24 protein-coding genes are annotated in these 26,327 nt (G+C 47.6%); 17 read left to right on the forward strand and 7 right to left on the reverse strand.

Annotation, left to right across the window (positions count from 1 at the left end):
• Positions 1-130: 130 nt before the first annotated feature.
• Positions 131-1,393, forward strand: a complete 1,263-nt coding sequence (locus tag G7083_RS10870) for a maltoporin (protein WP_166014787.1) — start codon at positions 131-133, stop codon at positions 1,391-1,393.
• A 198-nt stretch (positions 1,394-1,591) separates the two neighbouring features.
• Positions 1,592-3,289 (forward strand): methyl-accepting chemotaxis protein, encoded by a 1,698-nt coding sequence (locus tag G7083_RS10875; RefSeq protein ID WP_166014788.1) that lies wholly within the window; start codon positions 1,592-1,594, stop codon positions 3,287-3,289.
• Between the two features lie 27 nt (positions 3,290-3,316).
• On the opposite strand, the gene G7083_RS10880 is transcribed toward G7083_RS10875, so the two are convergent.
• The 4 genes from G7083_RS10880 to G7083_RS10895 form a co-directional block, all read right to left on the reverse strand.
• Complete coding sequence (locus tag G7083_RS10880; protein WP_166014789.1) at positions 3,317-4,279, reverse strand: helix-turn-helix domain-containing protein; 963 nt, start codon at positions 4,277-4,279, stop codon at positions 3,317-3,319.
• Positions 4,280-4,377: 98 nt separating this feature from the next.
• Entirely contained in the window at positions 4,378-5,232 is an 855-nt protein-coding gene (locus G7083_RS10885; RefSeq protein ID WP_166014790.1) for an MBL fold metallo-hydrolase, read from the reverse strand.
• A 170-nt stretch (positions 5,233-5,402) separates the two neighbouring features.
• Positions 5,403-6,335 (reverse strand): DNA-binding response regulator, encoded by a 933-nt coding sequence (locus G7083_RS10890; RefSeq protein ID WP_166014791.1) that lies wholly within the window; start codon positions 6,333-6,335, stop codon positions 5,403-5,405.
• The gene (locus tag G7083_RS10895) at positions 6,332-9,676 is read right to left on the reverse strand and encodes an ATP-binding protein (RefSeq protein WP_240911908.1); all 3,345 of its coding nucleotides are present in this window, start codon (positions 9,674-9,676) and stop codon (positions 6,332-6,334) included. The genes G7083_RS10890 and G7083_RS10895 overlap by 4 nt, the downstream gene beginning before the upstream one ends.
• 311 nt (positions 9,677-9,987) lie before the next feature.
• On the opposite strand from G7083_RS10895, the gene urtA reads away from it, so the two are divergent.
• The 13 genes from urtA (at position 9,988) to G7083_RS10960 (ending at position 21,387) form a co-directional block, all read left to right on the forward strand.
• Positions 9,988-11,292: an urea ABC transporter substrate-binding protein gene (urtA, locus tag G7083_RS10900; RefSeq protein ID WP_166014793.1), complete on the forward strand. Its 1,305-nt coding sequence runs from the start codon at positions 9,988-9,990 to the stop codon at positions 11,290-11,292.
• Between the two features lie 157 nt (positions 11,293-11,449).
• Positions 11,450-13,093, forward strand: coding sequence for an urea ABC transporter permease subunit UrtB (urtB, locus tag G7083_RS10905; RefSeq protein ID WP_240911909.1), 1,644 nt, complete (start codon positions 11,450-11,452; stop codon positions 13,091-13,093).
• A 2-nt stretch (positions 13,094-13,095) separates the two neighbouring features.
• Positions 13,096-14,181, forward strand: coding sequence for an urea ABC transporter permease subunit UrtC (gene urtC, locus G7083_RS10910; protein WP_166014795.1), 1,086 nt, complete (start codon positions 13,096-13,098; stop codon positions 14,179-14,181).
• Positions 14,178-15,017: an urea ABC transporter ATP-binding protein UrtD gene (urtD, locus tag G7083_RS10915; protein ID WP_166014796.1), complete on the forward strand. Its 840-nt coding sequence runs from the start codon at positions 14,178-14,180 to the stop codon at positions 15,015-15,017. Before urtC ends, urtD begins: the two co-directional genes overlap by 4 nt.
• Positions 15,011-15,706 carry an urea ABC transporter ATP-binding subunit UrtE gene (gene urtE / locus G7083_RS10920; protein WP_166014797.1) on the forward strand — a complete coding sequence of 232 codons (696 nt, stop codon included), beginning with the start codon at positions 15,011-15,013 and terminating at the stop codon, positions 15,704-15,706. Before urtD ends, urtE begins: the two co-directional genes overlap by 7 nt.
• A gap of 6 nt (positions 15,707-15,712) precedes the next feature.
• A complete protein-coding gene (locus G7083_RS10925; RefSeq protein ID WP_166014798.1) occupies positions 15,713-16,570 on the forward strand; it encodes an urease accessory protein UreD in 858 nt (285 codons plus the stop codon).
• 25 nt (positions 16,571-16,595) lie between these two features.
• On the forward strand, positions 16,596-16,898 hold the full coding sequence (gene ureA, locus G7083_RS10930) for an urease subunit gamma (RefSeq protein WP_166014799.1): 303 nt from the start codon (positions 16,596-16,598) through the stop codon (positions 16,896-16,898).
• 8 nt (positions 16,899-16,906) lie between these two features.
• Positions 16,907-17,212 carry an urease subunit beta gene (locus G7083_RS10935; protein ID WP_166014800.1) on the forward strand — a complete coding sequence of 102 codons (306 nt, stop codon included), beginning with the start codon at positions 16,907-16,909 and terminating at the stop codon, positions 17,210-17,212.
• A 10-nt stretch (positions 17,213-17,222) separates the two neighbouring features.
• Positions 17,223-18,929, forward strand: coding sequence for an urease subunit alpha (ureC, locus tag G7083_RS10940; RefSeq protein ID WP_166014801.1), 1,707 nt, complete (start codon positions 17,223-17,225; stop codon positions 18,927-18,929).
• 53 nt (positions 18,930-18,982) lie between these two features.
• Positions 18,983-19,519: an urease accessory protein UreE gene (gene ureE, locus G7083_RS10945; protein ID WP_166014802.1), complete on the forward strand. Its 537-nt coding sequence runs from the start codon at positions 18,983-18,985 to the stop codon at positions 19,517-19,519.
• Complete coding sequence (locus G7083_RS10950; protein ID WP_166014803.1) at positions 19,519-20,181, forward strand: urease accessory UreF family protein; 663 nt, start codon at positions 19,519-19,521, stop codon at positions 20,179-20,181. Before ureE ends, G7083_RS10950 begins: the two co-directional genes overlap by 1 nt.
• A 1-nt stretch (position 20,182) precedes the next feature.
• Positions 20,183-20,809 carry an urease accessory protein UreG gene (gene ureG / locus G7083_RS10955; RefSeq protein ID WP_166014804.1) on the forward strand — a complete coding sequence of 209 codons (627 nt, stop codon included), beginning with the start codon at positions 20,183-20,185 and terminating at the stop codon, positions 20,807-20,809.
• 35 nt (positions 20,810-20,844) lie between these two features.
• On the forward strand, positions 20,845-21,387 hold the full coding sequence (locus G7083_RS10960) for a HupE/UreJ family protein (protein WP_166014805.1): 543 nt from the start codon (positions 20,845-20,847) through the stop codon (positions 21,385-21,387).
• Between the two features lie 90 nt (positions 21,388-21,477).
• Here G7083_RS10960 and G7083_RS10965 read toward each other — a convergent pair whose 3' ends face one another.
• The 3 genes from G7083_RS10965 to G7083_RS10975 form a co-directional block, all read right to left on the reverse strand.
• Positions 21,478-22,116, reverse strand: coding sequence for an NAD(P)H-dependent oxidoreductase (locus G7083_RS10965; protein WP_166014806.1), 639 nt, complete (start codon positions 22,114-22,116; stop codon positions 21,478-21,480).
• 135 nt (positions 22,117-22,251) lie between these two features.
• Positions 22,252-23,364, reverse strand: a complete 1,113-nt coding sequence (locus tag G7083_RS10970; protein WP_166014807.1) for a YibE/F family protein — start codon at positions 23,362-23,364, stop codon at positions 22,252-22,254.
• A gap of 67 nt (positions 23,365-23,431) precedes the next feature.
• On the reverse strand, positions 23,432-24,826 hold the full coding sequence (locus G7083_RS10975) for an alkaline phosphatase (protein WP_166014808.1): 1,395 nt from the start codon (positions 24,824-24,826) through the stop codon (positions 23,432-23,434).
• 459 nt (positions 24,827-25,285) lie between these two features.
• Between G7083_RS10975 and G7083_RS10980 the strand changes: the two genes are divergently transcribed.
• Positions 25,286-25,825: a carboxymuconolactone decarboxylase family protein gene (locus tag G7083_RS10980; protein ID WP_166014809.1), complete on the forward strand. Its 540-nt coding sequence runs from the start codon at positions 25,286-25,288 to the stop codon at positions 25,823-25,825.
• Between the two features lie 48 nt (positions 25,826-25,873).
• Positions 25,874-26,200, forward strand: coding sequence for a hypothetical protein (locus tag G7083_RS10985; protein ID WP_166014810.1), 327 nt, complete (start codon positions 25,874-25,876; stop codon positions 26,198-26,200).
• The last annotated feature ends 127 nt before the right edge of the window (positions 26,201-26,327 follow it).

A 26,327-nucleotide genomic window follows, 5' to 3' on the forward strand; every position in this document is an offset into this window, starting at 1 on the left:
GGTAACGTTTACACAAGTGTGAGCTATTTATAATTTCTGAACAATGATCTTCGCTATAGTAACGGCGAAACATAAGGAAGCGCCTGTATTGGGCGACAACAATAAAAACTGAAAAATTAAGGACATATTGATGAAGATGAACTTAAAACCTCTGGTTCCTGCTATTCTCGCTGCTTTATCGACTCTACCTGTCCAGGCGGTGGACTTTACTGGCTATGTACGCTCTGGCCTTGGCATCTCCAATAATGGTGGTGGTGTTAAAGGTGGGGATGAGTTGGCTAAGAGCAAATTAGGTCGTTTAGGTAATGAATTTGATACCTATTCGGAAATCGGCTTAGGGCAAGAGCTGTATAATGAGGATGGCAAAAGCTTTTACTTTGAAAGCATGTTTGCTATGTCGGCTGATGGCAATTTAGAGTCAGAAGAGACTGCGAAAGATTCGGCGAACTTTGCCATCAAGCAGCTCAATTTACAGGCTAAAGGCTTTATTGCTGCCGCGCCAGAAGCCACGATTTGGGCGGGTAAGCGCTTTTATCAACGCCACGATCTACACATTATTGATACCAAATATTGGAATATTTCCGGCTATGGCTTTGGTGTTGAAGGGCTAAATCTTGGTTCTGGTGCGTTATCTGCCGCGATTATCCGCGGAGATCAAGATGTGAATATTAATTACGTCGATATTCGCTATGCTGGTTTTTCCCCATGGCAAGGCGCTTGGACCGAGTTTGGTATTGATTACGCATTACCCAACCCGACCGATAGTGAAAAAGAGAGTGGAAAAGATTTTGATAATGGCTTGATGTTAACGGCAGAGCTCAGCCAAAGCTTTAGCCGCGGTTACAACAAAACTGTATTGCAATACGCTGACAGTGGTCTGGCGCAGAATATGGTCTCACAAGGTGGTGGCTGGTTCGACGCTTGGACTGGTGATGTCAACAGTGCTAAAGGTTATCGTATCATCAATACCGGTGATTTTAATCTCAGTGAAAAAATCTCCTTTAACCATGTGCTGACTTATGGTTATGCAAAAAATCATGGTGATGTATGGGTAGATGCTGGCAATGATATTTGGGAGCATCGTATTTATAAAGATGAAGATCTGTTCTCGGCGGTGATCCGCCCGCAGTATGCTTGGTCTAAGCATCATAAGACCGTGCTTGAGCTTGGCTACTATACACAAACCAAAACATCGAAATCTGGTGTCGAAGAAAAATCGGGCGGACAAAAATTCACTGTGGCACAAGTGCTGAGTGCCGGTGAGTATTTGTTTGTGCGCCCAGAGATGCGTCTGTATGCCAGTTATCTAAAAGATAATGAAGAAAAATCATTTAATGATGGTCGTGATCAAGACGATATTAAATTTGGCGTACAAATTGAAGCTTGGTTCTAATCCATGTTTTTGGGCAGCATGTTTGCTGCCCTTTTTAAATTTCACGTAATTAAATGATCGTTATTTATCATTATCACTCAGTCGTATATTTACTGCCATTATTCAGTTTGTTTACATTTCCCTCATTGGTTGCCACATTCAACTGCCCACAGGTTATATATGAATCTATTCGCATTCAAAAATAAAATATTAATATTGATGATGACAACAATCGTAGCCACTATCGCAGTGTCTTTTATTAGTGTTAAAAGTGTGATTAATGATTATATTTATCAATCGTCAATGCAAGATATCGCGAAAGATGTGTCATTAATTGAAGATAACATTAATGAATATCTACAGGGCAAATTGAATTTGGTGGATAGTATTGAATTTGGGATTATGCACATCAAATCGACCAAAGATAAACTGGATTTTGCTCGCGTGGTTAAAGTTATGAATAGAATGGCGCTGAGTGATGAAGGCAGTATGGCCGATGAGCAGGTGCAGCAATACATTCAATTAGCTCATGCCCATCAAGAAGGGCTGCAGGTCGGTGAGGTGGTACAGCAGGCCGAGCAATTGAGCTTAACCTTGTCGCGTAAGAAAAAGAATATCGTCGATTTTTTTGTATTGGACCTGCATAAGCTCGGATCTTTGATTGAAAAATTTTCCCGTGAGGGAAGCTATTTTGAATTGATTGCAGAAAATGGTGTGATGATTTATAGCAATAAACCCTCCGTAACTAATTTGCAAAAATCGCAGCGTACCTTAACCATAGGCAATCGGGGCTGGCAACTCATCAGTTATATTGATCAACAATTTATTGCTGAGCAAACCACACGCATTAATACAAAAATAAATATTTATTTAATGAGCTGTGCTCTGGTTATGTTGCTATTAAGCAGTGTTGTATTGCAATTATTATTGCGTCCAGTCGATCGGCTGAGAAATTTAGTCCAAGGCTTAACGGCAGGCGAGGCTGATTTAACGCAACGTTTAACCGTGCATAGCCGAGATGAATTGGGTCAAATATCGCAAGCGATCAATCATTTTATGGGGCAAATTCAAGAGATATTTGTCCAAATTAAACGCACTAACTTGGAGATTGCACCGTTTATCGTGCAATTAAATGACCAAGCGAAAAATAACATGTTGTCTGCTGAGCAGCACAGTGATCAAACTCAGGATATTGTTAAAGCTATGCACAGTGTGACTTTACTGTCTAATCAGGCGCAGCACAGCAGTGTGCAAGCGGCGGAGTTTGTGCAGAGCGTTAAACAGCAGATGAATCAATCTGCGCAGGCTGGACGCACCGCATCAGGCAGTATGGATACTCTCGCTCAAGATGTACAAGCGATGGCCGATCAAGTGCAGCAAATTACCCAAGATTCGCAAGCGATTAGCGATATTTTGCATACGATTAAGCAAATTGCCGATCAAACTAATTTACTGGCATTAAATGCTGCGATTGAAGCGGCGCGGGCAGGGGAAAGTGGTCGCGGTTTTGCGGTCGTGGCGGAAGAGGTCAGAACTCTTGCGGCACGAACCGGCTCTTGTACCACCCAAATTGATGATCTGTTAACCCAATTTACCCAGACCACCCACACGATCCATCAAAAAATGGCCTCGACCCAGCACAACTGCCATAGCTCAGAAGCGAGTTCTGCGACTCTGGTCGCGCTGCTCGATGAGATGACCATAGCCATCGACCATATCCTTAACCACAATTTAAGCGTTTCAGATCTGGTCACGCAACAAACGCAAGTGATCAGTTCTGTCAACGACACCATGACTGATCTCAATCAGATCGTCGCCAATATGAGCCAAAATGAAAAAATAGCTTATCAAGCCTGTGAGCAGCTCACGCAAATGTCGGCTGCGCTTAGTCAGTATATCCAGCGATTTCGAACCTAGAGGCCGGAATTACTTGAGCGATTGCGGCTAAGCGGATTGATGGAATGATTTTCGCCACTGATTTGGGCTGACGCCATAGCGCAATTTGAATTTTTCTCGCAGCAGCATGGCCGAGCTAAAACCGGTTTTGGCAACGATCTGTTCTAATGATAAATCGGTTGATTCAAGGAGTTCTTGTACTAGATTGAGCCGCTCACTGATCAGCCATTCGCCGAATGCCATGCCGGTAGCCTTATGGAATTTGCGCGTGAAGGTTCGGCGAGTCATGGCGGTCGAATTGGCTAATTCATCTAAATTGTATTTTTGATCAAGTTGTGAGCGGATAGTGACGAGTAATTGGTTGATCCTTGAATCTGAAGTGGTAACAGGGATTGGCCGGTCAATAAATTGCGCTTGTCCGCCAGCACGATACGGAGCGACCACCATGCGTCTGGCGAGGCGGTTGGCGATGGTGCTGCTGTAATATTGACGGACAATGTATAAGCAGCAATCAATACTCGCCGCGGTTCCAGCCGAGGTGATCACGCCGCCATCTTCGACATACAGCGCATTGGTATCTAGGTGGGTGTCTACAAAACGTTGGGTAAAATCTTGCTCTAATTCCCAATGCATCGCCGCTCGCTTACCCGCCAGCAAGCCGGCATAAGCCAGCACATAGCCACCGAGGCACAAACCGACGACTAATGCCCCACGCGCATGTGCACGGCGCAAGTGACTCAGTAGAGCGGGGTTGGGCTTTTCATCCGCCGCTCGCCAATAGGGAACAATAATAATATCGCTGTGCTCAAGCGCCGCTAAACCCACTTGGGTATGAATTTCCATCCCAAGATTGGACAGGAGTGGTCCTTCCTCGCCAGCCACCCACTGCAGATCAAAGAGGGTTTGGTGTAAGGTTTCTGGGCCAAAGACTAAGCTTGGAACCGAAATATGGAAGGGACTAAAGTGATTAAATACCACCACGCTGACCCGTGGGGGAGTGTGTTTGGTCATATAAGGCATCACAAGTTATCTCAAACAATAGAACTCTAAAAACAGCGCTCAAAAACCACAGGGTAATAGTCACTATAGCCCTGTGGTTGATTATTGGCTTAGAGTTTAATCACATCACCTTGCTTTGGCACAATCACGCGATCACTTAGCTTGTTTTCAGTGACATAAGCTCGCATTTCATCACTGGTCACTGTCATATGGTTAACTGCATCCATATGCACTGTGATGATTTTTGCCTCTGGCAGCATAGCGTAAGCGCGGCGGATGTCTTGTTTGCTCATGATGATGCCATCATCCGGGAAGGCGAGCGTGCGCGCATCACCCGTATTGACAATCAGCACCTGAGGCTGATGTTTGAAGATGGCTTTATTCACATCGGCGGTCCATACCGTATCTCCTACCAAATAAGTGGTTGGATGGCCTTCGGCTTTAAAAACCACGCCCATGGCTTCTCCTAACAATTCTGCGAGTGGCGTGGCGTACATTTCTGCCGTGCCATGTGCACCATGGGTTTTGACTAAGGTGACGTTATCCACTTGCAGTGTATCGTGCAGCACTTGGACATTGCTAAATCCTTGTGCGCGGATCAACTGAGCATCTTGCTCATGTTGGGCAATGATCAGCATCGATTTTGGTAATTGATCTTGCGCGGCAGGATCCCAGTGATCAAGGTGGGTATGGGTAACAATCACGCCATCAACATCATGATAGATTTTTTCAACAGTCAGAGGCAGATCCGTTAATGGATTGCGTAAGTGGCTGTTGTGTGAGCCTTCAAAGCCGGGATAGGCGCCTTTATTGGCGAGCATAGGGTCAATTAAAAATGTTTTATTGGCAATGTGCAGTTTTCCGGTCGCACTGCGTAAATGTTGATAGCTATCGGCCGCGAATGTCAATGTGCTCAACGTGGCGCAGGTTAAAACAACACAACTGAGTAAAGTGCTTAATTTCATCGTATTTCTCTCGATAGGTGGAAGAGTTCAGTGGTGCTTATTTTAGGTGATTGGCGATTGGCAAACAGTGGCTTAAAGGACATATAACGCAGTGATCGGGACAAAATGGGCGAGCGTCAAATCGCAAGGTGATTGGTGCCCTTACATACCGATAGTTCGCTGAGTTTTATTCACCATTCATTGCGCGGTTGATCCAACACACGCACCGACATGCTGGCGGCGGAGGTGCGGTTATCGACCGCGAGCTTTTTATAGATCTGTTCGAGATGCTTATTCACGGTGCGTGGACTCATCGCAAGTATTTGGGCAATTTCCCAGTTGGTTTTGCCAAAACAGATCCAATACAGCACTTCGGATTCACGTTTAGTCAGATTAAACTCCACGCGTAAATCTTCTGCCGTTCCGGCTTGTTTCGGCAACTGGATCCGGATCAATTGGTGGTTGTGGTCATGCTCTCCGGCCAAGCTGGCCTCAAGTGGCGAGTCAAATTGAGTCAGCGTTAATGGTATTGCGGTATCACTTTGATTCAGCCAGCGCGCAATGTCGGTTTGTAGCTGTGCCCAAGTTTGGGTGAGATGATAGGCACTATCAGCGCAGTGATTGCTCTCACACAACAGCTTCTGAGCTTGTGGCGTGGCCCACGCTAAATCGCCGTGCTGAGAAACGCAAAACAGAAACTGACCGGCATAATCGAGCGCGGCTTGTGCTGATTTTGCCACTTGCGCGTTGTGGCTATGTACCCGAATGCGCGCGAGTACCTCTGCTGGCACCACAGGTTTGGTCATATAGTCGACCCCGCCAGCTTCAAAGCCTTTAATTACATGCTGGGAGTCATTCAGGCCAGTCATAAAGATGATCGGTGTGGCGGGCAGTTTTTCCTTTAATCGCAAGCAAGTTTCAAAACCATCTAATTTGGGCATCACCGCATCTAACAAAATAATATCGGGCTGAATTTTGTCGACAATTGATAGCGCTTGATAGCCATCGAGTGCGACCAGTACGCTAAGCCCTGCTTGATTGAGATTCGCATTGAGCATGCCCAATGACTCTGGGGAGTCATCCACCACTAGGGCGATGATGTTTTTTGCTGAGAAGCCGCTCATTCTTTGATTAATCCATTAATTTGTTCAACGATGTGAGCAAAACGGCACTCGCGTGCTTGCTCTCGCAGTGTGGTGATAAATGGGCTGCCTTGATGACCATGGCGCTCTAAGTGGTCGAGCCGCTCACAGAATGCCGACATAAAGCCAATCTCCGCGTAACTTTTCAGTTGATAAAGTTCCGCTTGATCGGGATAGCGGGTATCGGGCTGCGGTGAAGAACTGGCATTTGGCAGTTGATAAATCCAATCAATCTGGAGTAACTGGCTCAGTTTGCCAAGCAGCAGTGGTAATGCCACCGGTTTGGTCAAATAACCATTGTGATAACGGCACAGTTGATGATTGGTTTCCAACTCTTGAATATTGGCCGAAAGCATTAAGATCGGCTGGTGGTAATGCTGCTGTCTTAATTTGATCGCTAACTGCCAGCCATTCATGTGTGGCATAAAAATATCCAACATAAACAGGTCGATGGTTTGTTTGGCCGCGACGGCTAATGCAGTTTGCGCTGAGCTAGCTTGCACTATAGTAAACCCAAGCGGGCTGAGCATATGGCTGATTAAGGTGCTCTGATCGGCAAGATCATCGACCACCAACAGGGTTTTGCGCGCTCCTTGATAGCCGATGACATCGTTATCGATTAACGCCACGGGTTCGATGTGGTCATACACTTCAGACAGCATCATTTTCAAGGTGAAGGTACTGCCTTGGCCGATTTCACTGACACACTCAATTTCACCGCCCATGAGCTCTGCTAATGCATGAGAGATGGTAAGGCCTAAACCGGTACCACTGACATGCTTGGTTTGCTCAGATTGAATGCGCTCAAAGGGACGGAAAATCAGCAATTGATCTTGGGCGCTAATGCCAATCCCGGTGTCTTTGACACTAAAACGTGCCACCTGATTGCGGTAGGTGACGGAAAAATCGATCGATCCTTCGGTGGTGTATTTGACCGCATTAGTCAGCATATTGATCAGAATTTGTCTTAGCTGCTGTTGATCGCCGCTGATAAACACCGGCAGATGACTGACCGCATAGAATTGAAAACGGAGTTTTTTGTGTTCGGCTTGCCAGCGAAACATCTCGACCAATTGTTGTAACAAGGCGTGAAGATTAAAGGTCTCCCGCTGCAGCTCTAAACGGCCAGCTTCAATTTTAGAAATCTCCAGCAAGCTTTCGAGTAAGTCACCGAGATGCTTACCATTTCTTTCTAGTGTTGCGGCATATTGACGTTTTTGTGGGCTGAGTTCGGGATCGTGACTGAGTAACTGGGCATAGCCTAATAGTACGTTGAGGGGCGTTCTTAATTCATGGCTGAGACCGGCGAGATAGCGACTTTTCGCATCATTGGCATGTTCGGCTTTTTTCTTAGCGCGTACCAATTGATGTGAGGTTTGCTGATGCGCGCTGATCTCATCCGACAGCAAGTCGCTGTGGGTTTGCAGCTCTTGCATCACAAGGTGGCGGTTATTTCTGGCCAGCACCAATAGCCAGCTGATGATGCCGGTTGGGATCAGCAGCAACGCGAACGCTTTATATAAACTGAGCGCGAGTGAGTCCATTTTGCTCGGCTCTAAGCTCGGTACTTGAGTGTAGGCTAGAGCTAAAATGGTACCAATCGCGAAACTCATGATCGCCATCACGAGCATAAATTGGCTCAGAGAAGAGGAGAGCTGATTGATCCAAGTTATCGGTAGGTAAGGTTTTAATGCCTGCTTAATTTGTGCATTGAGTGTCGCTTTTGGGCGGCATTGATCATGACAACGGACATCCAGTGAGCAGCAAAGTGAACAGATATTGCCTTGATAGGCGGGGCAGTGGGCCATATCTTCCGTTTCAAAGCTGTGCTCACAGACCACGCAGCGCTGTTCGGTGGCTTGTATGGGCGGCGTGTGATCCACAACTAAGTAATATTGGCTACGCGTGGCAAGGGCTATCAGTGGCGCGGTGAGTAGCGGGATCGCAAAAGCCAGGTATGAAGCCAATGCTTTGAGCATCTCGTTATAAAGCCCAAAATGTGCCGACAAGCCAAATAGAGAGGCAATTAACATTGAGCCGAGGCCGACAGGGTTTAGGTCATACAATTTGGATCGTTTAAATTCAATATGCGCTGGGCTAAGCCCCAACGGCTTGTTAATCACTAAATCTGCGACGAGGCAGCCTACCCAAGACAATACCAGCACCGAATAGATTTGCAGGGTTTGTTCAATCAAGCGATACACCCCAAGTTGCATCAGCAGTAGCGCAATCAGCACATTGAACATCATCCACACGACGCGACCGGGGTGATGGTGAGTCAGGCGCGAGAAGAAATTTGACCAAGCCAGCGAACCGGCGTAGGCATTCGCAAGGTTAATTTTTAGTTGGGAAATGATCACGAACACTCCTGCGCCAATCAGGGCTAATTGAGTGTTATCGGTCATATAGCCAAACACATTGACGTACATATGCGCGGGATCTTTGGCGAGATCGGGCGCGATGCCCTGTTGGATCGCTAGCCAAGCCAACAAACTGCCGAGGGCAATTTTTAATGCACCGAAGAGCATCCAGCCGGGCCCCCCGATCAGCATTGCAGCCCACCATCGAGAGGATGTCGCTGCGGTTTTCTCTGGCAAAAACCTCAAGAAATCAACTTGTTCGCCAATTTGTGCCACCACAGCCAGTAACACCGCTGAGGCGGCCCCAAACAGTAACCAGTCAAATTGAGCGGAATGTTGCTCTAAGCCGCCGTAAGCGAGCCACTGGTCAATCTGAGTATTGGGATGGCTGAAGACGAACCATAGTGGCGCCAGTTGCAGTAACAGCCACAGCGGTTGTGACCACATTTGCAAGCGGCCGATATTGGCAATGCCTAACGTCACGAGTGGGATAACGATCACGGCGCTGATCAGATAGCCGCACCACAGTGGGATCGCCCACAGCAGTTCGAGTGCCATCGCCATAATCGCCGCTTCGAGTGCGAAAAAAATGAAGGTAAAGGAGGCATAAATCAGTGAGACGATAGTCGAACCAATATAACCAAAACCCGCCCCGCGGCTAAGCAGATCAATATCCACGCCATATTTGGCCGCGTAATAACAGATCGGAGCACCGCTGAAGATCACCACCAGCGAGACCCCAGCAATTGCCCATAGTGAGTTGGTGACACCGTAATTAAGGGTGATGGTTGCGCCGAGTGCTTCTAATACCAGAAACGAGACAATGCCTAAGGCGGTGTTAGCGACCCAGCCAAGCGACCATTTCCTGGCGCGCTTGGCGGTAAAACGCAGGGCAAAATCTTCCAGTAACTCATTAGCCACTAGGGTGTTATAACGCCGGCGCGTGATAGGAACTTTCGGCATGGCCTTTCTCTTCATCCTTTATGCTGCGCTCTGCATTCCTTGCAGAGCTCGCTATGTTAGCACAAGCGTTGGACGCTGCGAGCAATGATGGCTGCGGCGATCGCATGCGGCTTAACACGCCCGCGCGAGTATAGCGCGAATTTTTTGCATCGAATATGCGTTGTTTAACGTAGGACAGATGCGCAATCTGCGCATACCGTTGCCGGGCTATTTCTCTGATACTTGGTGCGAACTTGCTTTTGATACCCGCGAGGATCGCGGCGATTGGAGGTGTAAGTTCGGACCATTTATTCGTCAAGGGAAGGTGAAAAATGATACGGAAATTCCTCGCTAATGCGGTATTGACCGCGCCACTAATCAGTACCTCATTACTCAGTAGTGCACTGTTCAGTACGTCGGCACTCGCCGCGGATACCATTAAAGTCGGAGTGTTGCACTCATTGTCCGGCACCATGGCGATCAGTGAAACTACGCTGAAAGATACCATGCTGATGCTGATCGATGAGCAAAACAAAAAAGGCGGTTTACTGGGTAAAAAATTACAGCCAGTGGTGGTGGATCCTGCCTCCAACTGGCCGCTGTTTGCGGAAAAAGCGCGTGAGCTGATTGCCAAAGAGCAAGTCGCCGCAGTCTTTGGTTGTTGGACTTCCGTTTCGCGCAAATCGGTGCTGCCGGTATTTGAAGAGCTGAACAGTATTTTGTTTTACCCGGTGCAATACGAAGGCGAAGAGTCGTCGAAAAACGTGTTTTACACCGGAGCTGCGCCAAACCAACAAGCAATTCCGGCCGTCAATTACTTAATTGATCAAGGTGTGCAACGCTGGGTGCTGGCCGGTACCGACTATGTTTACCCGCGTACCACCAATAAAATTTTAGAAGCCTATTTACTTGAGCAAGGCGTGGCGCCCTCCGACATCATGATCAACTACACGCCATTTGGTCATTCGGATTGGCAGTCGATCGTCGCTGATATTAAGAAATTTGGCTCAGCGGGTAAAAAGACCGCGGTGGTTTCGACCATTAATGGTGATGCGAATGTTCCTTTCTATAAAGAATTGGGTAACCAAGGGATTAGCGCGGAACATATTCCAGTGATTGCGTTTTCGGTTGGTGAAGAAGAGCTGTCAGGCATTGATACTACTCCACTGGTGGGTCACTTAGCCGCATGGAACTACTTTGAAAGTGTTGATGCACCAGCCAACCAAACCTTTATTCAAACTTGGCGTAAATTCATCAAGGATGACAAACGAGTCACCAACGATCCGATGGAAGCCACCTATATCGGTTTCAACATGTGGGTAAAAGCAGTGGAAGCGGCAGGCACTACTGAGGCGAGCGCAGTGCAAAATGCACTGATCGGCACATCGGTGGCCAACCTTTCTGGCGGTTACTCAACCATGATGCCAAACCATCACATCACCAAACCGGTTCTGATCGGTGAAATTCAAGCCGATGGCCAGCTGCAAACCGTTTGGGAAACCACAGGGTTAGTGGTGGGTGATGAATGGTCTGATTACCTTCCTGGCTCCAAAGATCTGATCTCAGATTGGCGTGCGCCACTGAGCTGCGGTAACTACAACGTCAAAACCGGTAAATGCTCAGGGCAGAACTACTAGCGGGTTATTAATGGTATCGAGTCATTAATCCTCGTCGCGTGGTTAACGCAATAAGTGGGGTGCAAGCCCCACTTCTCCGCCGTGACCATCCGCCAACATTGAACCGATAAGGCTTAGAGATAAGCCGAGTGAGAAAGGGTTATTCATGGTGTTCATTTTGCGAATCTATGCTATCGCGCGCGCCATCAGAAATGGGGTTCGCTTGGGCGTTCTCGGCATCACTGTCTTGTTGATAAGCAGTTTGGCTCAGGCTGAAAATCGTTCTGAATTTGATCAAGGGCTACAAGCGATCGCGATGCTTAAATTTAATCACATCGAAACGGGGGTTAATCGCCTACTCCACAGTGGCGATCCACGTGCGGTGGATGTGTTAAGCCAACTGCTCAATGGTGAATTGTATGTTGAGCAATCCAACGCCGATTTGGTGGTGATTAAACTTAAACAAGGCAGTGATTACACCATTTTGTCACTGTTTGGCAGCGACGCTGATGAGCGGCAGGTGATGAGCAGCGCGATTAAAAAAGTCGCGATCAACAACCGTCTGCGCGGTCAGTTAAAAGCGGCGATTGCGCAGTTGAGTATTACTCATCCTGATCCAGCGCGGCGAATTAAGGCGCTCAACCAGTTAATGGGTACGCTGGATGAGGCCGGTTATCAGTTATTGCACACACACATAGCGCAAGAATCGAATGCCAAAGTGAGCGCGCTGGGCTTGAGTGCGTTAGCCATCTACGATGTGCAGCACAGCAGTGATCCGACACGATTGGCGCAAGCGATGGATACGCTGAAATCCAGTTATCAACCTGCGGCACGTAATGCTTTGCAGCAGTTTATTGAGACACATCCGGATAGCGCTTTGAACGATGCGGCACGCGGCGCGCTAAGTCGGATTGAGCAACGAGAAAAAGTAGCGGATTTGGCGCAAACGCTGTTTTTTGGTTTAAGCCTCGGATCGGTTTTGGTATTGGCCGCGATTGGTCTGGCGATCACCTTTGGGGTAATGGGGGTGATCAATATGGCGCATGGTGAACTGATTATGCTCGGTGCCTATACCACCTATGTGGTGCAAACGCTAATGCCGGAGCAGATTGGATTATCAATCATGATTGCTATCCCGTTGGCATTTGTGGTTTCCGCCGCGGTCGGAGTACTGATTGAGCGAGGAGTGATGCGGTTTTTATATGGTCGCCCTTTAGAAACGCTACTGGCCACGTTTGGGATCAGTTTGATCTTACAACAAGCGGTGCGCAGTGTGTTTTCACCACTAAATCGCTCGGTGGCCACTCCCGAATTTATGCAAGGCGTGTTGGAAATCACTCCGCTGCTTAGTCTGACGTTAAACCGCTTATACATCATTGTATTTTGCTTAATGGTGTTTGCCCTGTTGTACCTGATTTTGAACTACACCCGCTTAGGGATTGAGGTGCGGGCAGTCTCGCAAAATCGCAGTATGGCTCGTGCCATGGGCGTGCGTTCTGAGTGGGTCGATGCGATGACCTTCGGTTTAGGCTCAGGGATTGCTGGCATTGCTGGGGTGGCGTTAAGTCAGTTAACCAACGTTGGCCCCAACTTAGGTCAAGCTTACATTATTGATTCATTTATGGTGGTGGTGTTTGGCGGGGTTGGCAATTTGTGGGGCACGCTGGTGGCGGGAATGTCGCTTGGGGTTGCCAACAAAATTTTAGAACCTTGGGCGGGCGCGGTATTGGCCAAGATCTTGGTTCTGGTGTTCATCATTCTATTTATTCAGAAAAAGCCCCGAGGACTGTTTCCTCAAAAAGGGCGCTCCGCGGAGGGATAAGCATGGTCTATCAACCTAAGTTATTGGATCGCTCGACCATGACCTTTCTGTTGGTTCTGGCGAGCGCGTTATGTGTGGTTCCCGCATTGAATATGCTGGTTGATTCAAACAGTGTCCTACACATCTCTACTTACACCATCACCTTAATCGGCAAATATTTGACTTACGCCTTATTGGCGGTGGCGGTGGATCTAGTGTGGGGCTATCTCGGCATTTTGAGCTTAGGTCACGCGGCATTTTTTGCTTTGGGTGGCTACGCGATGGGCATGTATTTAATGCGCCAAATTGGCGAGCGTGGCATTTACGGTCACCCAGAACTGCCCGATTTTATGGTGTTTCTCAACTGGCAACAGTTGCCTTGGTTTTGGCACGGATTTGACCAGTTCTGGTTTGCAGCGCTGATGATTGTCGCCGTGCCTGGACTATTGGCCTTGGTGTTTGGCTGGTTAGCGTTTCGTTCGCGGGTGACTGGGGTGTATTTGTCGATCATCACTCAGGCTTTGACTTATGCACTAATGCTGGCCTTTTTTCGCAATGAGATGGGGCTGGGCGGCAATAACGGCTTAACCGATTTTAAAGATCTGCTCGGCTTTGATTTACAAGCTAACGCTACCCGTATTGGCCTATTTGTGCTGTCTGGCCTTGCGCTGGGGCTTGGGTATATTGCATGCCGTTTTATCGTAGTCAGCCGCTTAGGGCGAGTGGCACTGGCGATCCGAGATGCGGAATCGCGCACACGGTTTACGGGTTATAAAGTAGAAAACATCAAACTGGCGATTTTCGCTTTCTCAGCCGTATTGGCGGGCATTGCCGGTGCCTTGTATGTACCGCAAGTCGGCATTATCAACCCCTCAGAATTCTCACCACTCAACTCAATTGAATTGGTGGTATGGGTCGCGTTAGGTGGACGTGCAACCTTATACGGTGCGGTGGTCGGTGCCTTGGCGGTCAATTATGCCAAAACCTATCTGACCGCAGCATTGCCCGAAGTGTGGCTGTTTAGCCTTGGCAGCCTATTTGTGCTGGTTACGTTGTTTTTACCACAAGGGGTGGTTGGGCTATTCAAAACCAAGGAGGTACGCGCATGAGCTTAAGAGCATTGAGCCGATCCATCACCGATAGAGAGCGGGTTTATGATTTCTTGGTGCCTAAAGTCAATCCGATGTTGACGGTTGGGCATGGCTGCTTGCTGTATCTGGAAGGATTAACCGTCAGTTTTGATGGCTTTAAAGCGATCAATAATTTGAATTTGTACATCAACGAGGGCGAATTGCGCTGCATTATCGGCCCTAATGGTGCAGGTAAAACCACCATGATGGACATCATTACCGGCAAAACGCGCCCAGATAGCGGTAGCGCATGGTTTGGGCAGAATATTGATCTACTCGAATTGAGCGAGCCACAAATCGCCCAAGCTGGGATTGGCCGTAAATTTCAAAAACCGACCGTATTTGAACAGCAAACGGTATTTCATAACCTTGAGCTGGCAATGGCGGGAGCCAAAACCGTGCGTGCCAGTTTGTTTGCCAAACTCTCGGCTTCAGACATCGATTATATCGATTATGTGCTCAAACAAATTGGCTTAGTGGCTCAGCGCAGCTTGTTAGCAGGGGCATTATCCCATGGACAAAAGCAGTGGTTAGAAATCGGCATGTTGCTGATGCAAAACCCGAAGCTGCTCTTGGTCGATGAACCTGTGGCGGGAATGACCCATCAAGAGATGGATCGTACAGCAGAGCTGCTGACCAGTCTGGCTGGAGAGCGAACGATTATTCTGGTCGAGCATGATATGGATTTTGTGCGTTCCATTGCCTCGCAGGTGACGGTGCTCCATCAAGGTTCAGTATTGGCTGAAGGCAGCATGGATCAAGTACAGAGCAACCCCAAAGTGGTTGAAGTCTATTTGGGGGACGCCGCATGTTAAGCATTAAAGGATTAAATCAGTTCTACGGGCAAAGCCACACCTTATGGGATTTGGATCTTGACGTGCCAGAGGGGCAATGCACCTGCCTGATGGGGCGTAATGGCGTGGGCAAAACCACCTTGTTGCAATGTGTGATGGGGCTACTGGCAACCCAAAGCGGGCAAATTGAATACCAAGGCCAAGATATTACCCGCTTGAGCGCCGAACAACGGGCACCACTGGGCATTGGCTATGTGCCACAAGGTCGACAAATTTTTCCTTTGCTGAGTGTTGAAGAAAATTTGCGGATTGGGCTACCCGTGCGCGGTGATAAGTGTAAAAACATTCCTGATTTTATCTATGAGCTGTTTCCTGTGTTGCAGCAAATGCTGCACCGGCGTGGCGGGGATTTATCCGGTGGACAGCAGCAGCAATTAGCGATTGGCCGCGCGCTGGTGATTAACCCTAAATTATTGATTCTAGATGAGCCTACCGAGGGCATTCAGCCCAATGTGGTGGCTGAAATTGGTGACATTATCCGTCGCTTAAATCAAGAGATTGGCTTAACGGTCCTGCTGGTCGAGCAAAAGTTACCCTTTGCTCGAAAAGTGGCGGATCGCTTCTCGCTGCTGGACCGTGGCCGCCAAGTGGCAAGCGGTGAAATGGCCGCACTCAGCCCAGATCTGGTCAAACAATATCTCACGGTGTAGCGCGATATGAGACGATCTCGCTTTGATCTCAGTACCCAAACCGAGCGCCATTGGCCGGCTAAGATCTGCTTGGGATTTGATCACGATGGTGAGCAAACCCGCATGCCGCAGATGGCTTTCCAAGGCCCGCTACGTGTACAGCGCCCTTTTTATCCTGAACAGGAGGTGTGTCATGTTTATCTTTTGCACCCTCCCGGCGGGCTGGTTTCCGGTGATGATTTGCGTATAGACATCACTTGTCAGCCCGGTAGCCATGTGCTGTTGACCACGCCATCGGCGGGCAAGATCTATCGTGCTGATAGCCAAGGCGGCACGCAGCGCCAGCAAGTGCAGATTGATGTACATAACGCCGATTGTGAATGGTTACCGATGGAAACCATAGTGTTTGATGGTGCGCACGGCCTGCTTTCCACCCGGATCAATTTGTATGGTGAGTCTAAATTTGTCGGGCTGGATGTATTTTGCCTTGGCCGCCCGAAAAGCTTACAGCCTTTTGTCAGCGGCAGTGTTGAGCAACGTTTAGCCATTTATTTGCACGATCAGCCGATCTTGCTTGAGCGGCAATATCTGGCGGCTGATGATCCACTACTGCGTGCCATGAGTGGCTTTAATCAGCATTTGGTCTCCGGCACTTTGCTGGTGTTTGGAATGGCCGACCCTGATGCTGCGGTGACGAGCTTAAGGCTTAGTTCGCTATTTGAATCAGCAACGCTAAGTGTCACTCATCGCTTGGGAGTGATTGTGGTGCGCTATTTGGGTGATTGTAGTCAGCAGGCACAGCAACAATTAAGAGCGTGCTGGCAGCAGTTACGGCCTCAACTGCTGGGAAAGCCGGCTTGCCCACCGAGAATTTGGAATACCTAATTTACCGCAATTGTAGAGGGATACGATGGAATTATCACCAAGAGACAAGGATAAGCTGCTGCTGTTTACCGCAGCGTTAGTCGCCGAGCGCCGCTTAGCCAAAGGCATAAAGCTTAACTATCCAGAGGCCAGTGCCTACATTGCCGCCGCGATTATGGAAGGGGCACGCGAGGGTAAAAGTGTTGCGCAATTGATGAGTGAAGGGCGTACCTGGTTAAACAAAAGCTTAGTGATGGATGGGATTGCTGAGCTGTTGGATCAGGTGCAAGTCGAAGCCACTTTTCCGGATGGCACCAAGCTGGTCACCGTTCACAATCCGATCCAGTAGGAGGCGCGATGAAACCGGGAGAATATCAATTGCAATCCGATCCTATTGAACTGAATGTCGGGCGCAACACCTTACGTATTTCGGTGGTCAATCATGGTGATCGGCCGATCCAAGTTGGCAGCCATTACCATTTTTTTGAAACCAATCCCGCCCTCGATTTTGAGCGCGCGCCAACCCGAGGTATGCGTTTGAATATTGCGGCGGGGACCGCTGTTCGTTTTGAGCCGGGGCAAACCCGCGATGTCGAATTGGTGGAACTGGCTGGCGACCAAGAGGTGTATGGGTTTCGCGCGGCAGTAATGGGTAAGGTGTAAGGAGCATAACATGGCACAAATCTCGCGGGCGGCTTACGCCGATATGTATGGCCCAACCACGGGCGACAAAGTTCGGCTGGCCGATACTGAGCTGTGGATTCAAGTTGAAGAGGATTACACCACCTATGGTGATGAAGTGAAATTTGGCGGCGGTAAGGTGATCCGTGACGGTATGGGCCAAGGCCAAAAATGCCGAGCGGAAGTGGTTGATTGCGTGATCACCAACGCGCTGATTTTAGATCACTGGGGGATAGTCAAAGCCGATATTGGTATCAAAGAGGGCAACATCCACGCGATCGGCAAAGCGGGTAACTCAGATATTCAGCCTAACGTGACCATCCATATCGGTGCCAGTACCGAAGTGATTGCCGGAGAAGGGCACATTGTCACCGCAGGGGCGATTGATGCGCACATTCACTTTATCTGCCCACAGCAAATTGAAGAAGCTTTGATGGCTGGCACCACCACCATGTTAGGTGGCGGCACTGGCCCAGCTACCGGAACCAATGCAACTACCTGTACTCCGGGGGCATGGTACTTAGCCCAGATGCTGCGTAGCACCGATTTGATGCCGATGAATTTTGGCTTTTTAGGCAAGGGTAATGCAAGTTTACCTGCCGCCCTAGAAGAGCAACTGCAAGCGGGTGCCTGTGGCTTAAAGCTGCATGAAGATTGGGGCACGACACCGGCATCAATAGACAACTGTTTGGCAGTGGCTGAACAGTACGATGTGCAAGTGGCCATTCATACCGATACGTTAAATGAATCGGGCTTTGTCGAAGATACCTTAGCCGCTTTTAAAGGGCGCACCATCCATACCTATCACACTGAAGGGGCGGGCGGTGGACATGCACCAGACATTATCGTGGCTTGTGGGCAAGCAAACGTACTGCCATCGTCAACCAATCCCACTCGTCCCTATACGGTGAATACGGTGGATGAACACCTCGATATGTTGATGGTGTGTCACCATCTCGATCCCAATATTCCTGAAGATGTGGCATTTGCTGACTCGCGGATCCGTAAAGAGACGATTGCTGCCGAAGATATTTTGCATGATTTGGGGGCATTTTCGATGATTTCATCCGACTCACAAGCGATGGGCCGGGTTGGCGAAGTGATCTGTCGCACTTGGCAAACCGCGCATAAGATGAAAGTGCAACGCGGCTTGCTACCCGAAGATGAAGCACGCCAGGCCGATAATTTTCGCGCCAAACGCTACATCGCCAAATACACGATTAATCCAGCGCTTGCCCATGGGATCGCGCATAAGGTGGGTTCACTGGAAGTCGGTAAATTGGCGGATATTGTATTGTGGAAGCCCGCTTTTTTTGGGGTTAAACCAGCGCTGATCATCAAAGGTGGTTTTATTGCTGCCGCTCCAATGGGCGATGCCAATGCGTCAATTCCCACTCCTCAGCCGGTGCATTATCGCACGATGTTTGCCGGTTTTGGCAGTGCGGCGGCGCAAACCTCGGTCACCTTCACCAGCCAAGCGGCCGTTGGCGCAGGTTTGGCACAAAAGCTTGGACTGAAACGACAGCTGGTCGCTTGTCGAAATTGTCGCAACGTGACTAAACACGACATGATCCATAACCACTATATGCCACAGATCAGTGTCGATCCGCAGACTTATGAAGTGAAAGCCGATGGTCAAGCATTAACCTGCGATCCGGCAAGTGAACTGCCTTTAGCCCAGCGTTACTGGTTGTTTTAAACCCCAGATCATGACTCAAACCAACTTGAGTCAATTTCACCAAGGAGAGTTGTATGTTGAAAGTGATAGGACGTTCCGATCATTGCCACAGTGCGGTGCTCGATAAAGTGGTACTGCCTTATGCCTTGCGTCAAAAAGGTCGCTTTAGAATCGTCAGTCAGTCAGGGCTGGATGTTGGGATCTTTTTACCGCGTGGTGCGCTACTCAAACAGGGTGACTATCTGCACACCGAGTGTGGTCAGGTTTTGCAAGTCGTCGCGCAACAAGAGCCGGTCATCACCGCCACAAGCGATGATTGGCAAACTTTTGCCAAAGTGTGTTACCACATGGGTAATCGCCATGTGCCGATGGAAATTGGCGAGCTTTGGTTACGCTTTCAGCCCGATCATGTTTTACAGCAAATGGTTTGCATGATGGGACTGGTTTGTGAGGCTCAGATGGCAGAGTTTTGCCCAGAAAATGGTGCCTATCATACCAGCAGCAAGCCCCATTTTCACCCCGTACATGAGCATGCTCACTCGCATTCCCATGAGCAGGATCATGCCCATCATTCATCACATGCTCAGCAGGAGCGGGGACATCATCACTAATGCAGATTGGTGCGCTGTTATCTTTGCTGCATCTTTGCAGTCCCAGTTTACCGATTGGCGCATTTGCGTATAGCCAAGGGCTAGAAGGGGCCGTTGAGCTCGGTTGGGTGGAGGATCAAGAGAGTTTACAGGCGTGGCTTGCACCTTTGCTGCGCAGTGGACAAGCTCATTTGGAATTGCCGCTACTCAAGCGCTTTTATCAGGCGTGGCAGCAGCAAGATGTTGAGCAGATTGCCTATTGGCAACAAGTGCTACTGGCGAATCGTGAAACGGCCGAGCTGGTGCTGGAAGAGCAAAAACTGGGGCAAACCCTGCATCGTTTATTGGTGAGTTTAAAGGTTGAACTGGGTAGCCAGGCACAAAACTTAAGCTATCTACCGCTATATGCCAAAGCTTGTGTTCACTTTAACGTTCCGCTGCCGATGGCGGCGACGGGATGGCTGTGGTCTTGGCTAGAAAATCAAGTCACGGTGGCGTGTAAAACTATACCGCTTGGCCAGACAGCGGCGCAGCAAGTGCTGTTGGCGATGATGCCGTTAATCGAACAAACGATCACCGTCGGGCTGACGGTCAATGATGACAAGATTGGCCTGACGTTACCTAATTTTGCCATGGTAAGTGCATGGCATGAGACGCAATATTCAAGATTATTTCGGAGTTAATATGAGCACACAATGTTTACGCGTGGGGGTTGGTGGCCCGGTCGGTTCGGGTAAAACGGCATTGCTACGTCAGTTATGTTCAGCGATGCGTGAACATTACAATTTGGCGGTGGTGACCAATGATATTTACACCAAAGAAGATGCCGAATTTTTGATGCGCCATCAGGCACTGGATCAAGATCGCATCATCGGCGTTGAAACGGGCGGCTGCCCACATACCGCGATCCGAGAGGATGCGTCGATGAATCTCGCGGCGATTGATGAGTTGCATCAGCGTCATCAGGGCTTGGAATTAGTGCTGGTGGAAAGTGGTGGCGACAACTTAAGTGCAACCTTTAGCCCGGAGCTCTCTGATCTGACCTTATATGTGATTGACGTGTGTGCTGGGGATAAAATTCCACGCAAAGGCGGGCCTGGGATCACTAAGTCTGATCTGCTGATCATTAATAAAACCGATCTGGCTCCAATGGTGAATGCCTCATTAGAGGTGATGGACCGTGATGCCAAAAAAATGCGCGGTGAAAAACCCTTTGTCTTTACCAATTTGATTCGCGGTGATGGCTTAAAAACCGTGATCGATTTTATTGTTCAACAAGGTATGTTGGCTGATCGCCCCGTTAATCTGTGATCAGTCATTCGCATTAATCAAATAAGGAAATTTATATGCAATACTCTTTTCGCAACATCGTGCTAGCGGTGAGCACATTAGTGATCAGTACTCCGAGCTTGGCGCACGTCGATCATTCCATGCAGGCCAGTTTTTCGGCAGGGTTTTGGCACCCGCTGACCGGATGGGATCATTTAGCCGCTTTGTTGCTGATCGGCTTGTTTGCCGCCGGTTATGGCTATAAAAAATCGGCGCAAATTATTGGTTGTTTTTCAGCGGCATTAATCTGCGGTTTTTTGATTGGCGTTGAGTGGTCCAATGCCGAGCAAGTTGAATTTTTGGTCGCGGGCTCTTTAGTGGCATTACCGTTCGCCTTGTATGCGTACCGAAAAACCGGTGCGATCAAATGGTTTTCGATCATCAGTATTGCGGCATTTAGTGCCTGTCATGGTTTAGTACAAGGGGCTGAGGCGATGGGGTCAATCAGCGAGTTTGGCCTAGGTTCCTTAGTTGCCAGTGTACTGGTGATGATCGGTGTTAATTTGCTGGTTAAAACCCTGCGCAGCACTTTGGGCAGTGGCAAGGTGGCTAAGTCATAACACGGCTAAGTCATAACACGGGTATAACCCATACTGTACCCCAAGCCTTGGCGATTTAAGCACAAGGCTTGGGAACTAGAGGTTCTAAGATCAGGGAATTTCAATAATGAAGTTATCGCGTGAGCGACGTACTTTGGCTAAATTGACCAGCCAGTCACCTTCATCGGCGCGATAGCCAAGAGGCAGTAAAACGACCGAGCGTAAACCACGTTGACGCAGTTGGAGGATTTCATCAACTTTAATCGGATCGAATCCTTCCATAGGGGTGCTGTCTACGCCTTCTTCCGCTGCAGCGATAAGCGCCGTGCCTAGCCCAATATAAGCTTGGCGCGCGGCATGTTGGTAATTGATCTCAGGGTCACGTGGTACGTAACTCGCCAATACTTGCTGGCGATAATTCTCCCAGCCTTCATTGCGAAATCCACGCACTTCATTGACTAAGTCGAACATCATATTGATGCGCTCAGCGGTGTAATTGTCCCAAGCGGCAAACACCAAGAGATGGGATGCATCGGTGATCTGCGCCTGATCCCAAGCATGGGGCACGATTTGCGCACGCAGCTCGGGATTGGTGACCACGATCACTTCATACGGCTGCAGGCCACTGGAAGTTGCCGTGAGGCGGATCGCTTCCAAAATGCGCTCAACCTTTTCAGGTGCTACGGTTTGGTTGGGGTCCATTTTTTTGGTCGCGTATCGCCATTTGAGTTTTCTGATCAGATCGGACATAACTTGCCGCCTTTTGTGTCATAGAATGATGGTAAATCACGGATAGAGCACTCGACATGGTGCATTTCTGCGCGGTATGTTGAGCGCACGGCTCGTTGCTTAATATGATCTAAATTGTTGCATTATTGAAGCGTTTTATTGTTCCACGCAAAGTAAACTTTTTTTGCTGGTCCGACAGAGTAGGTAAGCGGCGATCCAAGCGGTCAGTGGCGCCACCAATAACATAGAAATACTGCCGACCAGCGTTCTCGAAATTTCCGCCGCGACAAGTTTCATGTTTAATATTTGCAATAGGCTGGCATCACGGCTCATAAATAGCATCAGCATAGTAAGAAAACCGCCGGAATAGGCCAGTAATAAGGTGGTGGTCATGGTTCCGATCACTGCGCTACCGACTTTAAATCCGGACTGAACCAATTCATTTCGATGCAGATTAGGTGTGTTTGCTTTCAATTCTTCGAGAGTGGCGGCCATTTCCATTGCTACGTCCATCGCTGCGCCACTGGCACCAATAATCACAGCGGCGAAATAGATATTTAGCATATTCAAATGCATACCTGTTTCAAATAGTACCACTTGCGCCAATGGTTGGGTCATTCCATCCAGTTTCAGCCAACGGGATACCACAATACATAACAGTGTGGTGATGGCTAATCCAGTTAAGGTGCCGAGAAATGCGGAGATGCCTTTAACCGTAAAACCGGCCACAGAAAAAATAATTAAACCGCTTAATAGGCAGACGGTTGAGGTTGTTGCTATTAATGGGTTTGTACCGCTCAATAGCGCCGGTATTAGCCAGTACCAGATGATAGCGAGTGAGCCTGCAAATGAGATCAATGCTCGAACACCAACGCGTCGGGCATAGATAATGAGTCCTAAAGCAAACACGGTAAGCAAACCCGTCAATACATCTAAACGGTAATGAGCAAGTGTTCTCGCGAGAATCGGTTTACCCTGAGAATTGCTTTGATAAACAAAAAGAACTTTATCACCCGGCTGATAATATTCGTCATATTCTAGTGAACCAGAAAGGTGGTTAGTTGCTTCAATTGGTTGTTCAACACCAGAGGTTGTGATTATCACACGCTGTTCGCCAATGCGGTTTGAACCTATCACGGTCATTCGACTGTTATCAACAGAGATAACTGTACCTTTGGCTTCCATTGAATCTTGTCGGTCAGGTCGATCGAGTAACCCGAATCCAATAGCGCTGATCATTACGGCTAGGGTGAGTATTGCTCCACGCATGGATAATTCCTTAATGAAAAAGAGGGGCCAGCCCCTCTTATGCTTGTACTAATAAAATGGATTTTACTTATTGAACGACGCCAATTTTAAGGCCCATAACATCTGCAAATGCGTTTGCAACTTCGGTGTTATCTTTAAATCCACCGAATTGCTCTGCGCCCTTACCCATAGCGGTAAGAGGAAGTTGGGTTGCTGTATGAGCAAAAGATGTCCAGTAAATACCAGCACGTTTTGATGTGATGTGAGCAACCGCAATCGCAACTGGGTCATAGCCACCCGCATTTTTCTGTGCTGAGGCTGCATCTTTATCAAAAGCGTTCATTGCTTGGTTGATCAGTGCGTTTTCCTCGGCAGTTAAATCAGTCAGCTGGTAGACGTTTGCGATGTGATTAAAGAATGCCTTACGATCACCTCGGTAAACTTTTTGTAGTTTGTCTTCGATTGAATCACTGGTTGTGATGATTTTATCTAGGTTCATGAAATAGTTAGTACCAAAACCTAGACCCATACCACCGGTTTCATGGTCACCAGTAACCACGATTAAGGTCTCCTTTGGATGCTTATGATAAAAATCGACCGCAGATTGAATCGCTTGATCAAACGCTAACGTGTCGTAAATCACGCTGGCAATATCATTGGCGTGAGCTGCGTGGTCAATACGACCGCCTTCTACCATTAGGAAGAAGCCTTTATCGTTTTTAGACAGTAGCTCGATACCTTTATCGGTGATCTCTTTTAATGATGGGGTGTCATTGGCTTTCATACGATCGATTTCGTATGGCAAGTGTGAAGGGGTGAAGGTAGCAAAGACTTTATCACCTTTGCTCGGTGTGTAGCCTCGAAAAGAGACGGTGGTATCGACACCGACGAAAGTTTGGTAGCCTTTTTGCTCAAAATTAGCGCGTAGGTCTTTATTATCGGTTCTTCTTGTTTCGGCATTAGCCACAAAGTGGCGATAACCACCACCAGCGAGATAATCGATATTTGATGCTAGATAATCATCTGCGATCTCGTTTTCATTATTTCGGCTCATGTTTTTTGCAATAAATGCAGATGGTGTGGCATGAGTTAAGCGCGTGGTGGTGATAAGGCCGGTCGCCATGCCCTTATCTCGTGCTGATTCCAAAATAGAAACGGTTTTCTTGCTCTCTTTGGTCATGCCAATAATGCCATTATCGGTTTTGACCCCCGTGGCTAATGCGGTACCAGAAGCCGCTGAATCAGTGACCAGTGAATCTAACGAGTGGGTGGTGTTAATACCGGCAACTGGCATGTTATTCATGGTTAAGCGAAAGTTTTTATCACCGGTTTTTTGTTGTAGATAATATTCGGTGACCTGTCTTTGCGTTGCCGCCATACCATCGCCAATCAGATAGAACACATATTTTGGCGCTTCTTGTGCTTGAGCGATAGCGCTTGCCAGTATAGACAAAGCCACTAATGGAAGTTTTATTGATTTCATAAATAACCTTTTAAATAATGTGTGATTTATTCGCTGCACCAGAATTTAGAAGTGTTTTATGACGATAAGGTGATCTTTTTAATACAGTTTTATTTTTATTGGATCACCATCTGAAATAAGATTAAAGGCATCTTAAAAACTAAAGATGTTTACCCTTCCTACTTGAAGCTGCAGCGGTGTTGGCTACGTTCATTCACCCCAATCACATAGTTTGTCTATGCTCATGGGGACTCACTCACTTGCCGCCTACCTACAACTCCAAGTTGCTTGGGTATAGCTTGAGCATAATTGCTAAATGTTAGTATTTTCTATGCGTTCAATGGACCGTTACGTATGAGTAAATCTCTAGGCAATAAATTGAGACGATTTGTAAGTTTATTTGGACTTTGAGTTATAATTTGTATTGAAAAGAGTGCAATGATACCTAAGTCCAATTGGTGACTAACTGAGGATTTTATCATGAGTCGTATTCTTCCTATCTCTCATCCACAAAATGAAACTGCAATAACATTAACTGCGATTCGTCAAAAATTGGGAATGGTTCCAAACCTTTATGCAACCATCGCTCATTCATCGAAAGTACTGAATGCTTATCTAGCTTTTAATCAAACCTTGTCAGAGGGGCGTTTGACGGCTAAACAGCGAGAATTGATTGCATTGGCGGTAGGACAAGCTAACCATTGCCAATACTGTCTATCTGCTCACACATTACTTGCGGAAAATTTGGGATTAAATAAAGATCAGATCTTGCTTGCTCGTGAAGGTAAGGCGGACGAATCACTTGATCAAACCATTATTCAATTTGCAATACAGGTTATTGATCAACAAGGTGTTTTAAGTGATGAACAATTTAATTTTGCACGTGAGAATGGTTTGGAGGATGAATTAGTTTTTGAAGTACTTGCTCAAATTACAGCAAATATATTCACTAACTATAGTAATCATATAGCACAAACATCGATCGATTTTCCTGTTGTGAGCTTAAGTAATCAGCCATAAACATTGTTATTCTCGGCTGAAAACATTAGTAAGGAGATGCAAAATATTATGAATATATCCTCTTTACTTATTGATGAACAAAGAAATGTTTCTAATGTAATTAATCTTAGTTCTGAAATTGCAGATGATACGGTGCTTAGTACTGAAAAGCTTATTTTAATGGTAAACCAAAGTCAGCTAACAGTTGAGCATGTAATTGAGAAAATTCATCATCAATTAGAAGGATCGCATATTATTAAAGATAATATGCAGAAATTAGTCAATGATACTCGAACAGCATCATCACTATCGAGCTCAAATCATGAGCTGGCAAAAAAATCATACAAGAACTCGAAGATTTTCCATTCAATGATTTTTAATAGAGTTACTAGTTAATTATGTTTCTTAGCGTGATGTATATAATACAAGCATCATCCTGCACATAGTTTGGTAATTTAAATAGTTTGATTCGGTGATTATTTGTTAGTGAAAAAGACAAGACTATCTTGACCACGATCGACAG

It is taken from the genome of Vibrio sp. HDW18 (assembly GCF_011306175.1).
Lineage (GTDB): Bacteria > Pseudomonadota > Gammaproteobacteria > Enterobacterales > Vibrionaceae > Vibrio > Vibrio chanodichtyis.

Bases quoted from the DNA above. Each gene is read 5' to 3' on its own strand.
- G7083_RS10965 (WP_166014806.1), bottom strand. From the start codon at position 22,116: ATGTCCGATCTGATCAGAAAACTCAAATGGCGATACGCGACCAAAAAA.
- G7083_RS10985 (WP_166014810.1), top strand. From the start codon at position 25,874: ATGAATATATCCTCTTTACTTATTGATGAACAAAGAAATGTTTCTAAT.
- urtD (WP_166014796.1), top strand. From the start codon at position 14,178: ATGAGCTTAAGAGCATTGAGCCGATCCATCACCGATAGAGAGCGGGTT.
- urtA (WP_166014793.1), top strand. From the start codon at position 9,988: ATGATACGGAAATTCCTCGCTAATGCGGTATTGACCGCGCCACTAATC.
- ureA (WP_166014799.1), top strand. From the start codon at position 16,596: ATGGAATTATCACCAAGAGACAAGGATAAGCTGCTGCTGTTTACCGCA.
- G7083_RS10935 (WP_166014800.1), top strand. From the start codon at position 16,907: ATGAAACCGGGAGAATATCAATTGCAATCCGATCCTATTGAACTGAAT.
- G7083_RS10890 (WP_166014791.1), bottom strand. From the start codon at position 6,335: ATGAGCGGCTTCTCAGCAAAAAACATCATCGCCCTAGTGGTGGATGAC.
- G7083_RS10895 (WP_240911908.1), bottom strand. From the start codon at position 9,676: ATGCCGAAAGTTCCTATCACGCGCCGGCGTTATAACACCCTAGTGGCT.
- G7083_RS10870 (WP_166014787.1), top strand. From the start codon at position 131: ATGAAGATGAACTTAAAACCTCTGGTTCCTGCTATTCTCGCTGCTTTA.
- G7083_RS10975 (WP_166014808.1), bottom strand. From the start codon at position 24,826: ATGAAATCAATAAAACTTCCATTAGTGGCTTTGTCTATACTGGCAAGC.
- urtE (WP_166014797.1), top strand. From the start codon at position 15,011: ATGTTAAGCATTAAAGGATTAAATCAGTTCTACGGGCAAAGCCACACC.
- G7083_RS10875 (WP_166014788.1), top strand. From the start codon at position 1,592: ATGATGACAACAATCGTAGCCACTATCGCAGTGTCTTTTATTAGTGTT.
- G7083_RS10970 (WP_166014807.1), bottom strand. From the start codon at position 23,364: ATGCGTGGAGCAATACTCACCCTAGCCGTAATGATCAGCGCTATTGGA.
- G7083_RS10980 (WP_166014809.1), top strand. From the start codon at position 25,286: ATGAGTCGTATTCTTCCTATCTCTCATCCACAAAATGAAACTGCAATA.
- urtC (WP_166014795.1), top strand. From the start codon at position 13,096: ATGGTCTATCAACCTAAGTTATTGGATCGCTCGACCATGACCTTTCTG.
- ureC (WP_166014801.1), top strand. From the start codon at position 17,223: ATGGCACAAATCTCGCGGGCGGCTTACGCCGATATGTATGGCCCAACC.
- ureE (WP_166014802.1), top strand. From the start codon at position 18,983: ATGTTGAAAGTGATAGGACGTTCCGATCATTGCCACAGTGCGGTGCTC.
- G7083_RS10885 (WP_166014790.1), bottom strand. From the start codon at position 5,232: ATGAAATTAAGCACTTTACTCAGTTGTGTTGTTTTAACCTGCGCCACG.
- G7083_RS10925 (WP_166014798.1), top strand. From the start codon at position 15,713: ATGAGACGATCTCGCTTTGATCTCAGTACCCAAACCGAGCGCCATTGG.
- G7083_RS10960 (WP_166014805.1), top strand. From the start codon at position 20,845: ATGCAATACTCTTTTCGCAACATCGTGCTAGCGGTGAGCACATTAGTG.
- ureG (WP_166014804.1), top strand. From the start codon at position 20,183: ATGAGCACACAATGTTTACGCGTGGGGGTTGGTGGCCCGGTCGGTTCG.
- G7083_RS10950 (WP_166014803.1), top strand. From the start codon at position 19,519: ATGCAGATTGGTGCGCTGTTATCTTTGCTGCATCTTTGCAGTCCCAGT.
- G7083_RS10880 (WP_166014789.1), bottom strand. From the start codon at position 4,279: ATGACCAAACACACTCCCCCACGGGTCAGCGTGGTGGTATTTAATCAC.